The sequence below is a fragment of the Actinotignum urematis genome (genome assembly GCF_051264595.1).
GTDB lineage: Bacteria > Actinomycetota > Actinomycetes > Actinomycetales > Actinomycetaceae > Actinotignum > Actinotignum timonense_A.
Map to the genome: position 1 here is coordinate 26,058 of NZ_JBOZBG010000019.1, position 13,700 is coordinate 39,757.

The 13,700-nt window shown below is 64.5% G+C and carries 10 protein-coding genes and 1 pseudogene; 10 read left to right on the forward strand and 1 reads right to left on the reverse strand.

All coding sequences use genetic code 11. The features are described 5' to 3' along the window. The first annotated feature begins 2 nt into the window (after nucleotides 1-2). From ACRQDJ_RS07940 to ACRQDJ_RS07965, 6 genes and pseudogenes are all read left to right on the forward strand, one after another. Entirely contained in the window at nucleotides 3-1,265 is a 1,263-nt protein-coding gene (locus ACRQDJ_RS07940) for a TadA family conjugal transfer-associated ATPase (protein WP_234984451.1), read from the forward strand. 191 nt (nucleotides 1,266-1,456) lie between these two features. After that, entirely contained in the window at nucleotides 1,457-2,092 is a 636-nt protein-coding gene (locus ACRQDJ_RS07945; RefSeq protein ID WP_087070296.1) for a type II secretion system F family protein, read from the forward strand. Next, nucleotides 2,083-2,643, forward strand: a complete 561-nt coding sequence (locus ACRQDJ_RS07950; RefSeq protein WP_435717979.1) for a type II secretion system F family protein — start codon at nucleotides 2,083-2,085, stop codon at nucleotides 2,641-2,643. Before ACRQDJ_RS07945 ends, ACRQDJ_RS07950 begins: the two co-directional genes overlap by 10 nt. A gap of 268 nt (nucleotides 2,644-2,911) precedes the next feature. Then, the gene (locus ACRQDJ_RS07955) at nucleotides 2,912-3,136 is read left to right on the forward strand and encodes a DUF4244 domain-containing protein (protein ID WP_284904898.1); all 225 of its coding nucleotides are present in this window, start codon (nucleotides 2,912-2,914) and stop codon (nucleotides 3,134-3,136) included. 73 nt (nucleotides 3,137-3,209) lie between these two features. Next, nucleotides 3,210-3,803, forward strand: coding sequence for a TadE family type IV pilus minor pilin (locus ACRQDJ_RS07960; protein WP_284904899.1), 594 nt, complete (start codon nucleotides 3,210-3,212; stop codon nucleotides 3,801-3,803). Then, a pseudogene (locus ACRQDJ_RS07965) lies at nucleotides 3,800-4,369 on the forward strand (Rv3654c family TadE-like protein); the annotation flags it as partial. The gene ACRQDJ_RS07960 and the pseudogene ACRQDJ_RS07965, both read left to right, overlap by 4 nt. Nucleotides 4,370-4,392: 23 nt before the next feature. On the opposite strand, the gene ACRQDJ_RS07970 reads toward ACRQDJ_RS07965, so the two are convergent. Next, the gene (locus tag ACRQDJ_RS07970) at nucleotides 4,393-6,774 is read right to left on the reverse strand and encodes a DEAD/DEAH box helicase (protein ID WP_284904900.1); all 2,382 of its coding nucleotides are present in this window, start codon (nucleotides 6,772-6,774) and stop codon (nucleotides 4,393-4,395) included. Between the two features lie 225 nt (nucleotides 6,775-6,999). On the opposite strand from ACRQDJ_RS07970, the gene ACRQDJ_RS07975 reads away from it, so the two are divergent. The 4 genes from ACRQDJ_RS07975 (at nucleotide 7,000) to ACRQDJ_RS07990 (ending at nucleotide 13,600) form a co-directional block, all read left to right on the forward strand. Further along, a complete protein-coding gene (locus ACRQDJ_RS07975) occupies nucleotides 7,000-8,574 on the forward strand; it encodes a methyltransferase (RefSeq protein WP_435717980.1) in 1,575 nt (524 codons plus the stop codon). 182 nt (nucleotides 8,575-8,756) lie between these two features. Then, on the forward strand, nucleotides 8,757-11,543 hold the full coding sequence (topA, locus tag ACRQDJ_RS07980) for a type I DNA topoisomerase (protein ID WP_284904921.1): 2,787 nt from the start codon (nucleotides 8,757-8,759) through the stop codon (nucleotides 11,541-11,543). Beyond that, complete coding sequence (gene tmk / locus ACRQDJ_RS07985; RefSeq protein WP_284903586.1) at nucleotides 11,544-12,236, forward strand: dTMP kinase; 693 nt, start codon at nucleotides 11,544-11,546, stop codon at nucleotides 12,234-12,236. Continuing rightward, nucleotides 12,233-13,600: a DNA polymerase III subunit delta' gene (locus tag ACRQDJ_RS07990; protein WP_284903588.1), complete on the forward strand. Its 1,368-nt coding sequence runs from the start codon at nucleotides 12,233-12,235 to the stop codon at nucleotides 13,598-13,600. Before tmk ends, ACRQDJ_RS07990 begins: the two co-directional genes overlap by 4 nt. Nucleotides 13,601-13,700 lie beyond the last annotated feature (100 nt).

Consider the following 13,700-nt stretch of genomic DNA (forward strand, 5'->3'; position numbering starts at 1 on the left):
ATATGGATAGCCCGCGCGAATTAGGTGTGCTTCGGGCCCGCGGGGTTTTAGCCGGTGCCCGCGGAAAACTGGCCGGTGCCCGCGCGGATGAGATACGCAACCGCGGGGGTGTGGCCCGCAACCGCGGTGACCTGGCCCGTACCCGCCGGGAATTAGCCCGCGGCGTCAGCGTGCCCGGAGTGCTCTACGCGGTGGCGCCCCACGCGATAGAAATCAAACATGTGCTGGGAGCGGCCCGCGATATTAACGCGGTGGCCCGCGGCTGGGGCCCGCACCTGCGGCGCGTGATTGAGGACCCCACCGTCACCGATATTTTAATCAACGGTGGCACCGGGGTATGGCTGGATCGCGGAACCGGACTGGAACGCGACGAAGCCTTGAGCGCCCTACTTTCCGACGCGGGGGAGGTGCGCGCACTCGCGGTGCGTTTAGCTGCCAGCGCCGGCCAACGTTTGGACGACGCCGCTCCTATCGCCGACGGCACCTTCTCCAATGGAACGCGCTTGCACGCGGTCCTCGCCCCACTGGCCGCAGAAGGTGCTGCTATCTCACTGCGTACCCAACGGGCCCGCACCTTCACGCTCGCCGAGCTCGAGGCTGCCGGCACGTTTCCTGCCGCCCTCACCCCGGTATTGACGGCCCTGGTGGAGCGGCGTGCCAACGTCATGGTGGCGGGCGCTACCGGCTCGGGGAAAACCACATTATTGGCATCCCTGCTCAGCTGCGTACCGGCCACCGAACGCCTCATTATTATTGAGGAAGCCGCGGAGTTACGCCCCGCGCACCCGCATGTGCTGCACCTGCAAATCCGGCGCCCCAATGTGGAAGGCCACGGCGAAATCACCATGAGCCAATTGGTGCGGGCCGCTTTGCGGATGCGCCCGGATCGAATAGTGGTGGGGGAGTGCCGCGGTGAAGAAGTGCGCGAGGTCCTCACGGCCCTCAATACCGGACACGAAGGCGGATGGGCCACCATTCACGCCAATTCGGCACGCGATGTTCCCGCCCGGCTTGTGGCCCTCGGGGCACTGGCCGGAATGTCTGCCGCGGTGGTTGCCGCTCAAGCGGTCGCGGCCCTCGACGCCATTATTTCCATCGAGCGCCACGGGCCGACCCGGCGCATCACCCACGTGGCTATCCTCCACAGCCGCAATGGCGAGCTTGAGGCTCCGGATGCGTTGACTATCAGTGCCGACGGCACCATCCGTGCTGGCCCCGGGTGGGCCACCCTGGGCCCGCGACTAGGGCTGGAGGGAACATGGTAATTCTGGTTATTCTCGGAATTCTGCTGAGCGTATACGCGTACGCGGGCCGGTCGGGGAACCGAACCCATGCGGGCCGGCCCCGGCGCCGAGCTCATACAAGCCGGCCGGGGAGTCGTGCCCACGATACGCCACGTCGCTTGATGCGCTCGCCGGGCAGCACACCGCCCGGGCGCGGGGTGCTCCGCAGAAAAATGCGCGCTTCCCCGCCTAGTTTCGACGCCGGCCTGCTCGCCGTGGAAGTTGCGGCCCGCATTGATTCGGGTGCCGATCACCGCCGCGCCTGGCTCGCCGCACTCGCCCGTTTCCAGCCGCATAGAGAAAGTGCGGCACTCGGGGGCACGGGCGGTGGCGCGGGCGATTCTAGGAGGGGGCTCGGGAGCGAACCCAAGCGCGACCCCGCTGGCCAGATCGACGACGTAGGAGTCCCCGTACTCCTGCGGGAACTATGGGAGCGCGCGCCCCGCAATCCGCGCCGCGCCCGGGGCCTCCTCGGCATTCCCGCACTTATCGCGGTATGCCGCCTTACCCACCACACCGGTGCCTCGGCCGCCCGCATCCTCGAGAGCTGCGCGGCAGCGCTCTCCGAATCCAGCGATGCGCTCGGGGAGCGCCGCATCGCCCTGGCCGGACCGCGTTCGGCCGTGAAAATGCTGGCCGCCATGCCGCTATTCGGCATGCTCCTCGGCTCATTTTTCGGAGGTAATCCCGTGACTTTCCTTGTTGGCACCCTCATCGGGCGGTGCTGCCTTGCCCTCGCGCTCATCTGCGAAGTGGCCGGGATCCTCTGGATGCGCCGCCTCGTACGGAAAGCCGAACAATGGGGCTAGCCCTGTGCCTCCTGGTCCTTCTGCTCGCTTGGACGTGGAGGCCCGCCACCAGGCGAAGTGCGCGCCGGCAGGATGGCTCTTATCTGCCGGGAACGGCGCACCAAACCGGGCGGCGCCTACCTCCCTCCGATCCGGCGTTCCTCGCCGACCTCGCGCGGGTGGCGCTCTCCTCCGGGGCTTCCCTGCCCGCCGCACTGGAAGCGGTATCTTTCGCCGTCGCCGAAGAACATGCTCACCTCGATATCGGTACGACGGCGCAGCTCCTTCTGCTGGGCGCACCTTGGGCCGAAGCATGGGAGGGAATACATCCACGCGCCCACCTGCTGCGGGAGGCCCTCCAGCCAGCCTGGGAAAACGGGGTAGCCCCGCTCGCCCTGCTTGGCACGGCAGCCCGCAGCTACCGGCGTCGTCGTTCTAGAGAAGCACGCCGGGCGGCGGCCGAACTCGGCAATAGCCTCGTCGTGCCTTTAGGGGTGTGTTTCCTACCGGCATTTATCCTCGTCGGAATCGTTCCGGCGGTAGCTGGCGCCGCCACCGGTCTTTTCCACTAAATCCGGGCGAACGTAACCGGGCGGCACCGGCCTATCCTGCCGAACCCTGCTTTATTCACTTTTATCCCCAGGTAAGCGAAACGGGATGGTTATCCACAGATGACGAGGGGTCGGATGCGGGAGGGTGCAAGGCGCGGGAGACTGACAGAGCCGGACCGAGCACGTTCCGAGCAGCCCGCAGCCCAGCCTCTGAGCGGCGGGTAGCAAGGTCCGGCACCACCCGCCAATAATCACGACACAGTTTGTTACAGATAAGAAAGGAAGCATCATGACCACAGCACTCAGCCCCGTTCGACCAGCTCTCCCCGCGCATCCGGGCGGTACCTTCCTCGAGGGGAAATGCCACCCGGAAGCGGGGATGACCACCACCGAATACGCCGTGGGAACCCTCGGCGCTTGCGCTATTGCTGGAATCCTCTACTGGCTCTCCCAGCAGGACTGGATGCGTGAACTCATCGCCGGGATTTTCCGGCGCGGACTCAATATCGCCTGACCCATATAAGCCCCGGGTGCCCCGCCGGTGCCGGTGGGGTGCTCGCGGCTCCCGAGAAAGAGAAAGACCCGTCATGATACCCAAGCAATCCCCTGAGCAATGCCAGGAGTTTCCTTCTCTCCCGCGGGGCACGGACGGCGAGGGAGCCCTGCTCGCCGGCCTGCCCGGCCAGCGGGCCCACCGGTCCCGGGAACGCCGGCGCCTGTGTGCCCAATGTCACGAGGTTATTGAGGCGCGCGGGCATATAGCAATTCCCTGTGCCTGCCGCCGCCGCGAGATCCGCTCGCGCAAGCTTTCGCGTATTTTGCGCCGGCCCTACGGCGTGGAGAACCGGGAAGCGGGCATGGTCACCGTGGAAGTGGCGCTCGGGATTGTTAGCGTGCTCATTATTGTGCTGCTCGCACTCGGGGCGCTGAGCGCCGGCGCCCAATACATCTCCTTACGCGGCGCGTCCCACGATATTGCGGTTCTTGCCGCACGCGGGGAAAGCGAGGAGGCATTGCGCGCTCGCGAACTCCCGCCCCGCGCCAAGCTGCACCTGCAACGCGCGGAAGACCACGTGAACGTGGTGGTGCGAGCCCAGGCAGTCGGCCCGCTGCGGGCCCTGGGTATCACCATGGAAGCCAGTACCTCGGTAGATCTGGAACCCGGAGTGCTCGGAACATGAGGGTCTCAGCGAGGAGCCGGGGCGCGCCCGTGCTTGGGCAGCGAACTGTGCTTGGGCAGCGGACTGCGCTCGTGCAGCAGCGTACCTCCTGGCGGGATAGCTGGCGCGAATGGCATCGGCTCTATCTACTATGCCGGAGGGAAAGCCGAGTCCGGCGCCGGGAACCGCCCAGTGCCCGGCATTGGGAGCCACTGCGCGTCCGGCACTGGAAGCCGCGCCCCGCCCGGCCCCGGGATCCACTTCGAGCCTGCGAGCGGGGAGCAGGAACGGTGCTCGCGATTGGGGTGATAGCCCTGGTGCTTGTCCTGACCGGGGCAGTGCTCACCGCGGTCACCGTGGTGATCGCGCGAATGGAGGCCCGTGCCACGGCTGACGTCATCGCTGTGCAAACCGCGGAGCGGGTGATCAACCAGGGCTGGTCGCTGGCCGACGCCTGCACCAAGAGCGAACGCAGCGCGCAGCGCAGCGGCGCCGTCGTCGAAGAATGCAGCGAAGCTGAAGAAATATTTTCGATTCGGGTACGCACCCGCGCCCGCGCGGTGCCGGTAACGGTCCGGATGACATCGCGGGCCGGGCCCATTGATCGGGGTCACGATTCCAGTTCAGCGGTCTCCAACTCATCAAGCGCGCAGCTCAAAGCGCTGAGTACCAGCACCGCGCCCTCTTTCCACAGCGGATCATTGTTATTACCGCACTTCGGCGACTGGACGCAGCGCGGGCACCCGCTCTGGCACGGGCAGCCGGCCACGGCATCGCGGGTGGCGCGGATCCACTCCCGGCCGGCCCGATACCCCCGTTCGGCACAGCCCGAACCACCGGCAGCAGCATCGTGGACAATCACGGTAGCCGCCCCGGTATCCAAGTGGTACGCGGTAGATAGCCCTCCCACATCCCACCGATCGCAGATCGCGAAGAGGGGAAGCATCCCGATGGCCGCATGCTCGGCGGCATGCAGGGCCCCGGGAACATCCGCGGCAGGGATACCGAGCGCCTCCAAATCCTGCGATGACATCGTCCACCAGGTCCCGCACGTTTCCATGCTGCGCTCGCGCGGAGTAATGGGGTGAAACCCGAGGTACATGCCATCGCGGGCTCGGCGCAGGTGGTATCCGATAACCCGGTTGAATACTTCCACATCACCCCAGGTCCAGGTCCCAAACCGGGTTGCGGTACTGGCGCGCGTACGGAGGATCTTCACGGTTGTCTCTTCCGAGGCAAAAGTCCGCAGATCATCCTTCAACCGATGCCGCACAATCGCCTCGTCGCCATCACACGTCAGCACATCGAAAGGAACACCCTGATGCACGTAGATAGCACCCGGGTACACGGTGGTATCCGCCCGCGCGGCATCCACCGTCCCCAAGATGGTTCCATCTTCCTCATCAACAATGGATACGGTGCTTGCCTCGCCGCGCAGGTCCACCAGATCATGGGCGCTAATCCCCGCATGCCCCCAGAACCACCCGCCGGGGCGGCGCCGCAAGAGCCCCTGCTCGCTCAGCTCGTCGAAAAGCGAGGTGTCAGGAAGCCCGAAAATTGCGGCATCTGCCGCGGTGAGGGGACGTTCGGCCGCGGCCGCACACAGCTGCCCGGTCAACACATTCGGATTGAGCGGATCGAAAACGCTGGCTTCCGCACCTGCGCTCAGGATCGTATCCGGATGGGCCAGAAGATACTGGTCCAGCGGATTCGAGGTTCCAATAAAGACGGCCAAACCGGAACTACCCGCCCGCCCGGCACGCCCCGCCTGCTGGTTAAAAGAGGCGGTGGTGCCCGGCCACCCGGTGAGAATAACCGCGTCCAGCCCGGAAATATCAATCCCCAATTCCAGGGCATTCGTTGTTGCCACGGCTCGCAGATCCCCCGAGCGCAGCCGCTGCTCCAGATCGCGGCGCTCCTCAGGAAGATACCCGCCGCGATAAGCCGCCACAGCCTTGGCAAGCGGATTGTGCTCCTCGCGCAAAAACTCCTGGGTCAGCTCGGCAACCCGTTCGGTTCCGGCCCGCGAACGCACAAAGGTGAGGACGCGCGCGCCTTCGGCTACGAAGCGAGCGGTGAGATCAGCCGCCTCTACCATGGCCGAACGGCGCGCGGTATCCTCCGCGGCTCCCGGTTCTTCCCCGGGAGGAACGTGGCCGGTCGCGTCGTCGTCGATAGGAGAACACTGCCACAAGGCAACGGTACGTTCGCCGCGCGGCGAGGCATCATCCGTGACCGCTTCGACGGTGCCGAAAGCTGTTCCGATAAATCTGGTGGCGGTTTCCTGCGGTGCGCCGGCGGTTGCCGACAGGAAAACAACGGTGGGGTGGGCGCCGTACAGCGCCGCGATACGCAAAATCCGGCGCACCACATGGCCCACATGCGCCCCGAACAGACCCTTATACGAATGAAATTCGTCGACGACGATCATCCGCAGCCCACGCCATATCCGCTGCCACCGGTCTTTCTGAGGCAACATCGCGTGATGCACGAAATCAGGGTTGGTCAGCACAATATCGGCGTGGTCGCGCGCGAAAGTTTTCTCCTCCGGGTCAGCATCCCCGTCCGCGGTAGCCACCGTGATTCGGGAGTCCACATCCCGGGCCAGGGCCCGCAGCGAAGTGTATTGGTCCGCCGCCAGAGCTTTGGTCGGGGAAAGATACAGCACGGTTGGTGGGGCGCTCACCCGCGCCAAACTACCCGAGCCACGCGGGCTCAGCATCTCGGTGAGCGCGGGCACCCACGCCGCCAAAGATTTACCCGAACCGGTCCCGGTCGCCACCACTGTGTGGGTACCCGCGTGAATGAGGTTCGCGGCGCGGACTTGGTGCTCCCACAGGTGCGGGACGCCGTGGCTAGCGCAGGCGTCCTTGACCTGCGGGTTGACCCACGCGGGCCACCCGGCCACCCGCGCGGGGCGGGCGTCTTGTTTGCGCAGCGCTACCAACTGTCCCGCGGTGGCGGATTCTTCAAGAAGGGAAAGGAGGCGCATATGTGTAGTGTGCCCGATGGAGCGCTGAAGGCCAAAGAGCTCGAGGTCGTAACGCTGGAAGTCGAAGCGTTGCGGGCCAAAGCAATGCGGTCTCAAGAGCTGCGGTCCAAAGCACCGAAGGCCATGGCGCCGGAAACCAAAGACCAGCGCGCTAGCCGTACAGCCAGCTCCCGCTTCTGCGCCCGGGGCTTTCCTCAACACGGCCGGGCAGTTTACTGTTATGGCATGGAGCTCTTTGTCCCGGGCGCCCCCGAGCGCCTCGCCACCACGTTACGTCAAGATCTCACAGGTTATACCACCGCACATATATCCACCCTGCTCGGCCCGGAAGCCACTGCCGCCATGCGCCGCGAGCAGCGCATTCCCGCGCTCCTCGTATGCGAAAAAGCGTGCCACCAGGCCACCGCCCCGCATACCGAAGCGGAGATCCTGGCCTGCCAGGTTCGCCTCCTTATCCTTGGAGACACGTTGAGCGCCGAGGAACTCGAGGGCGCTTTTCCTGCCACTTTCGGTGACCGGGTCACGCGCGACGCGCTGCTTGTTATCGGCAATGCGGGATACCGGGCCCGTTTCCAAGTGGTTCCCGTTCCGCTCGACATTACCCGCAAGGGCACCCGCCGGATCACCCGTACCGAAGTGCTGATCGCCTCCGATTTCGGGGAACTGGCCGGCCGGGTACCCGGAGCCCACCACGTTATGCCGGTGGGTGGGGCCACCCGCACCCTCGCGAATATCGTCACCTATACCGGGGGACGGGTTCTGGATGTGGGAACCGGCTGCGGGATCCATGCCATTAGCGCCGCGTTGCACGGCTGCGAGGTGGTCGCCACCGATATTTCAGCGCGAGCTTTGCAATTCGCCTCCCTCAATATCGCGCTCGCGGCCGTGCGGGTGGAGCTGCTCCAAGGTTCCCTTTTCGATCCGGTGGAAGGGCGTTTCGACACCATCGTGTCCAATCCTCCCTTCGTTATCACCCCCGCAAGTGTCCGGCAAAAAGTCGATTTCGAGTATCGCGACGGTGGCTTCGGTGGGGATATGCTCCTCTCCGAACTCATCTCCGCGCTTCCCAACCACCTCACGGATACCGGCACCGCCTATATTTTGGGGAATTGGGAAGTGGAAGACGGCTGCTCCTGGGATACCCACCCGCAGGTGTGGGCCCGGGTGGCGGGCCTCGATGCCTGGTTCATTGCGCGCGATGACGTCGATCCGGCCCACTACGTGGAAATGTGGCTCCGGGATGGTGGCCTGCGCCCGCGCGATGCCGGATACGAGGAGGCCTACCGTACCTGGCTTGATGATTTTGCCGCGCGCGGGATACGCGCCATCAGCCTGGGCTACGGGATTCTCTCCCGTCCGGCTGCCTCCCGCGAACCCATGATCCGCACCGAGGAAATACCCGGCCGTCCCCAGGGTGATATTCGCCAGCATATTCAGCGGGTTTGGAATAACCGGCACCTGGTGGCCGCCCCCGATGAGGATCTAGCGCAGCGCCACCTCACCCGCACCGAAGTGATCGAGCATCGTTTTTATGACCCGGGGGCGGCCGATCCGCTGCGTATTGTTCTCGCGCACACGGGCGGATTCCAGCAGACCCTCCCGGCCGATTCCCAAGTCGCGGCTTTCGTGGGTGCCTGCGATGGCGAGTTGAGCGTGGGGGCCTTATGCCAGGCGATTGCGCAGATTTACGGAGAAGATAGCGCGGCGGTCCAAGCCCGCCTGCTCGAGACGGTGCGCGAGCTGATCGCCACCGGGCTCTTGACCGAAGGAAGCGGAATGGGAACAGGAACCGGGAGCTAGACGATTAACAATAGAGCGCCCGTCACGAGTACCTGTAACGAGTACCCGCAAAGAATACCCGTAAAGAGTACCCGTCACGAGCGCCGGTTTTCGGCGTGGGCGTGCTACCGTGTGACAACAGGGCACAAAATATGTGTTGGAGGCGTGACCTTGTCACGCCGTGAGTAGTGAGGGATGCAGTTGTGACGAAGCTGGTTATCGTGGAGTCTCCCGCCAAGGCGCGCACGATCGGCAGGTACCTAGGCGAAGATTTCGAGGTGCTGGCGTCCGTGGGGCACATTCGAGACCTGCCCCAGCCCTCGGAGCTCCCTGACAGTATGAAGAAGGGCCCCTACGGGCGCTTCGCTGTTGATGTGGACGGTGATTTCGCGCCCTACTACGTTATTTCTGCCGGGAAGAACAAAACGGTTGCCGAGCTGAAGAAAGCTTTGAAGAACGCCGACGAACTCTTCCTGGCAACCGATGAGGATCGCGAGGGGGAAGCAATCGCCTGGCATCTTTACGAGGTGCTCAAGCCGAAAGTTCCCACTTCGCGGATGGTCTTCCACGAAATCACTCCTGAGGCGATCTCCCGCGCCTTGGAAACACCTCGCGCGCTCGATACCCAGCTGGTGGACGCCCAGGAATCACGCCGTATTCTTGACCGCCTGGTCGGCTACGAAGTCTCGCCGTTGCTGTGGCGCAAGGTCGCCGCGGGACTTTCCGCCGGCCGCGTCCAATCCGCCACCACTCGCCTGGTTGTGCAACGCGAACGCGAACGCATGGCTTTCGTTTCCGCCTCGTATTGGGACGTGACCGCCACTTTCGGCACGTCCGAACAATTCGAAGCAGCCCTCCATTCCCTTGACGGCGCGCGAATTGCTTCCGGTAAAGATTTTGGCGACGACGGCGCCCTCTCCGCCAAGGCCACTAAAGAAGGCGTCCGTGCTCTGAACGCCGAGCTGGCCGGTGAGCTGGCGGAAACACTCGAAGGCGCGAGGGGCACGGTACGCACCCGGGAAGAAAAGCCGTATCGCCGTCGCCCTGCCGCACCCTTCACCACCTCAACCTTGCAGCAGGAAGCCGGGCGTAAGCTGCGTCTCTCCTCGCGTCAAACAATGCGCATCGCCCAGTCGCTGTACGAATCGGGCTATATCACCTATATGCGTACCGATTCCACGAACCTGTCCGCGCAGGCCATCAGCGCGGCCCGCAGCCAAATCAAGGAATTGTACGGGCAGGTCAGCCTGCCGGAAAAGCCGCGTTTCTACGGTAAGAAAGCGAAAGGCGCGCAGGAAGCTCACGAAGCTATCCGCCCGGCCGGGGATCATTTCCGCACCCCGCAGATGGTGGCCGGGGAACTGTCCGGCGCGGATTTCCGCCTCTACGAACTCATTTGGAAGCGCACGGTTGCTTCTCAGATGGAAGATGCACGCGGGCAAACGGTTTCGCTAAAAATTGATGTGCCGGTGAGCGGGGCGGCCGGAGCCCAAACCGCCACCTTCTCCGCATCCGGAACGGTGATTACCTTCCCCGGGTTCCTGGCCGCGTACGAAGAAGGCCGGGATGCCAATCGCTACGAAGCTACCGATGCCGCCCGGCTCCCGGACGTAAAAGAAGGGGAAGCGCTGCCGGTCAGCGCCCCGCAGGCCACCGGCCACGAAACTCTTCCCCCGCCGCGCTACACCGAAGCATCGTTGGTGAAGAAAATGGAAGAACTGGGTATCGGGCGTCCCTCGACCTACGCTTCCACGATCTCCACCATTACCGACCGTGGATACGTGGAGCATCGCGGCCAGGCGCTCGTCCCTACCTGGACGGCTTTCTCCGTGGTGCGCCTCCTGGAAGAAAACCTCCCCGACCTGGTGGATTACGATTTCACCGCCCAGATGGAAACCGATCTCGACCGTATTGCGGAGGGCAGTGGGGATCGGGTCACCTACCTGTCGAAATTCTGGCGGGGAGATGGCGATAAGCCGGGCCTGGAAGGCCGGGTGGAATCCCTCGGCGATATTGATGCGCGCGCTATTAATTCCACCCCGATCGGGGAGGGAATCACCCTGCGCAACGGCAAATACGGGCCCTATCTTGAAGTAGAGGGCTCGGATAAACGTGCTTCGGTGCCGGCCGGCATGGCCCCCGACGAAATGACGGTGGAGGCCGCCCGCGACATCCTGGAGAAGGCATCTTCCGATGGGCGTGAGCTGGGCGAGGACCCCGAAACCGGGCGGCGCGTCGTCGTAAAATCCGGGCGTTTCGGGCCCTACGTCACCGAAATTATTCGCGAGGGTGAAGTCGCGCTCACTCCCACCGGGAAAGTCTCCAAAAAGGCACCGAAGCCGCGCACGGCCTCGCTGCTGAAATCCATGCAACCGGAAACTGTCACGCTGGAGGAGGCGCTGCGTTTGCTGCATCTGCCCCGCGTGATCGGGCAGGGTGAGGATGGCGTGGATATCACCGCGACGAACGGGCGTTACGGCCCGTATATTACCCACGGGAAAGATACGCGCTCGCTGGAAACCGAGGAGCAGATTTTCACGATCACCCTGGAGGAGGCGCAGGCCTTGCTGGCCCAGCCCAAGCGGCGCCGCGGGCAGGCCACTGCTAAGCCCCCGCTCAAGGAGCTGGGAACCGATCCGGTGACCGAAGCGCCGGTGGTGCTCAAAGAGGGCCGTTTCGGGCCGTACGTGACGGACGGGAAAACGAATGCGTCGCTGCGCAAGGGCGATACCGTGGAGGATATTACCCCCGAGCGCGCTTACGAACTGCTCGCGGATCGGCGCGCGAAGGGCCCGGTGAAACGGCGTACCACGGCGAAGAAGACCGCGTCCGCAAGCTCAAGCGCGAAGAAAACGACGGCGAAAAAGACCTCCGCGAAAACTTCGACTGCCAAGACGACCACCTCGAAGAAACCGGCTGCGAATAAGACCACCGCGAAGAAGCCGGCCGCGAAGAAGTCCGCTACCGAATCGACCACCGAGAAGGCATAAATGCGCGGGGTGTTCATTACCTTTGAAGGTGGGGATGGAGCTGGGAAAACAACCCAGTTGCAGCTGCTTGCTGCGGCGCTTTCCGAGCGCGGGTATACGGTTGTGCAGACCCGGGAGCCCGGGGGGACCATGCTCGGTACCCAGATTCGGGAGTTGCTTTTGCACGGGGGCGCCGTCAGCCCGCGCGCCGAGGCGCTCCTCTACGCCGCGGATCGCGCCCAGCACGTCGCTTCCGTTATTCGCCCGGGTCTGGAGGCCGGGGCGGTCGTGCTCTCGGATCGCTATATTGATTCGTCCCTGGCCTACCAGGGCGGGGCGCGTGAGCTCGGCGCGGGAATCCGGGCGATATCCGAGTGGGCCACCGAAGAACTCTGGCCGGACCTCACCGTGCTCCTCGACATCCCGGAAAACGAAGGCTTAGCGCGCGCGGATGACGGCCACTACGACCGTATCGAGGCGGAAGGCCGGGAGTTCCACCGGGCGGTGCGTGAAAATTTCCTCGCGCTCGCGGCGGATAATCCGCAGCGCTACCTGGTGCTCAATGCGCGCGAGACTGTTGCCGAGTTGGCCGCTCAGATTATTGCGCGGGTGGAAACTCTGCTGGCAGGCCTGGAAAATCTGGCAAGCATGGAAAGCATGGAAGCCGTTGAGGGCCGCGGTGCGTGTCAGCAAGCCGCAGGAGACGCATCATGAGCGTTTTCGACGCGCTTATCGGCCAGCAGCCGGTTGCCGAGCTCTTGCAGCGGGCGGCCTGGGCCTCGCGGATCGGCGACCCGGAGCTGCCCGGCCCGGCCGCGGTTGCGTCCGATATGGACGCGGCGGGTGCTACCGGTCCGAACGCCGCAGCGTCCGTGGAAACGGAGCCGGATTCTAGTATTGCGCCGGTTTCTAGTACGACGGCGGATATTAGCAGCGCGGCAATGGCCCAAGCATGGTTGGTTACCGGGCCGCCCGGTTCGGGGCGCTCGGTTGCCGCGCTCGCTTTCGCGGCTGCCGTGCAATGCACCGGAGCTGTGCCCGGCTGCGGGCACTGCCATGCCTGCACCACCACGCTGGGTGGCACCCATCCCGATGTGATCCGGATGGATCCGCGCTCGGTGACGATCTCGGTGGAAGAAACCCGTTCGCTGGTGGCATCTTCCTATACGTTCCCCTCGGTGGGTCGGCGCCGCATCATCATTATTGAAGACGCGGACCGCATGCTGGAACGCACCACGAATGTTCTCCTCAAAGCAATCGAGGAACCCCCGCGCGATACCGTGTGGATTCTGATTACCGCTTCGCCGGAGGATATGCTCCCCACGATTCGATCCCGGTGCCGCCACGTGGCCCTCCAGGTTCCGAGCGTGGAAGCGGTCGCCCAGCTCCTGGCCGGCGAATTCGAGGTTGGTGAGCGTACGGCCCGCGCGACCGCCCGTATTGCGCAATGCCATATTGGCCGGGCTCGCGCTCTACTTCGTGATCCGCAGGTCGCGGCGGAACGCGCCGCGCTGCTACGGGAAACTCTTGATCTGAGCGGGACCGCCGACGCGGTGCTCGCCGCGCAGCATCTCCTCGATCACTATCCGGCAAGCGCGGGTGCGGCGTCGAAAAATACCGCGTCGAAATCCGCGCACTCCGGTACCGGAGCGAAAAAGGGCACGAAGGTGGCAGCTGATACCGAAACCGATACCGAGCTCGCGGAATTCCGGGCCAGTATTGGGTTGGGGGAGCGGGAGAGCGGTTCGGCTTCGCAACGCGCCCAGATACGCGCTTTTGAGGAACAGCGGAAAAAGCGGGCGGTGCGGGAGGACCGCGACTACCTGGATCGGGCCATGCTTGATGTGCTGGCGCTCTATCGTGATGTGCTGGCGGTGCAGGTCGATGCCGGCGTCGAACTTATTAACGCCGATTTCGAAACGCAGATTATCGCGGCCGCGGCGGCCTCCACCCCGGAGCTCTCGGTGGCGCGCATGGACGCGGTGGCGCAGGCGCGGCGCCGGCTGGCCGCGAATGTTGCTCCGCAGCTCGCCCTCGAAGCGATGTTTATCGACCTGGCTTCGCCGATTCTGGCGTAACTATCTCGGGCGCACTAACGGGCCGGCAGAAACCTTCCTTTGGGGATGTGCTTCCGTACCGGCCCGTTAGTTCGCGCTAGCGTTCGCCGGCTCGGGGGGG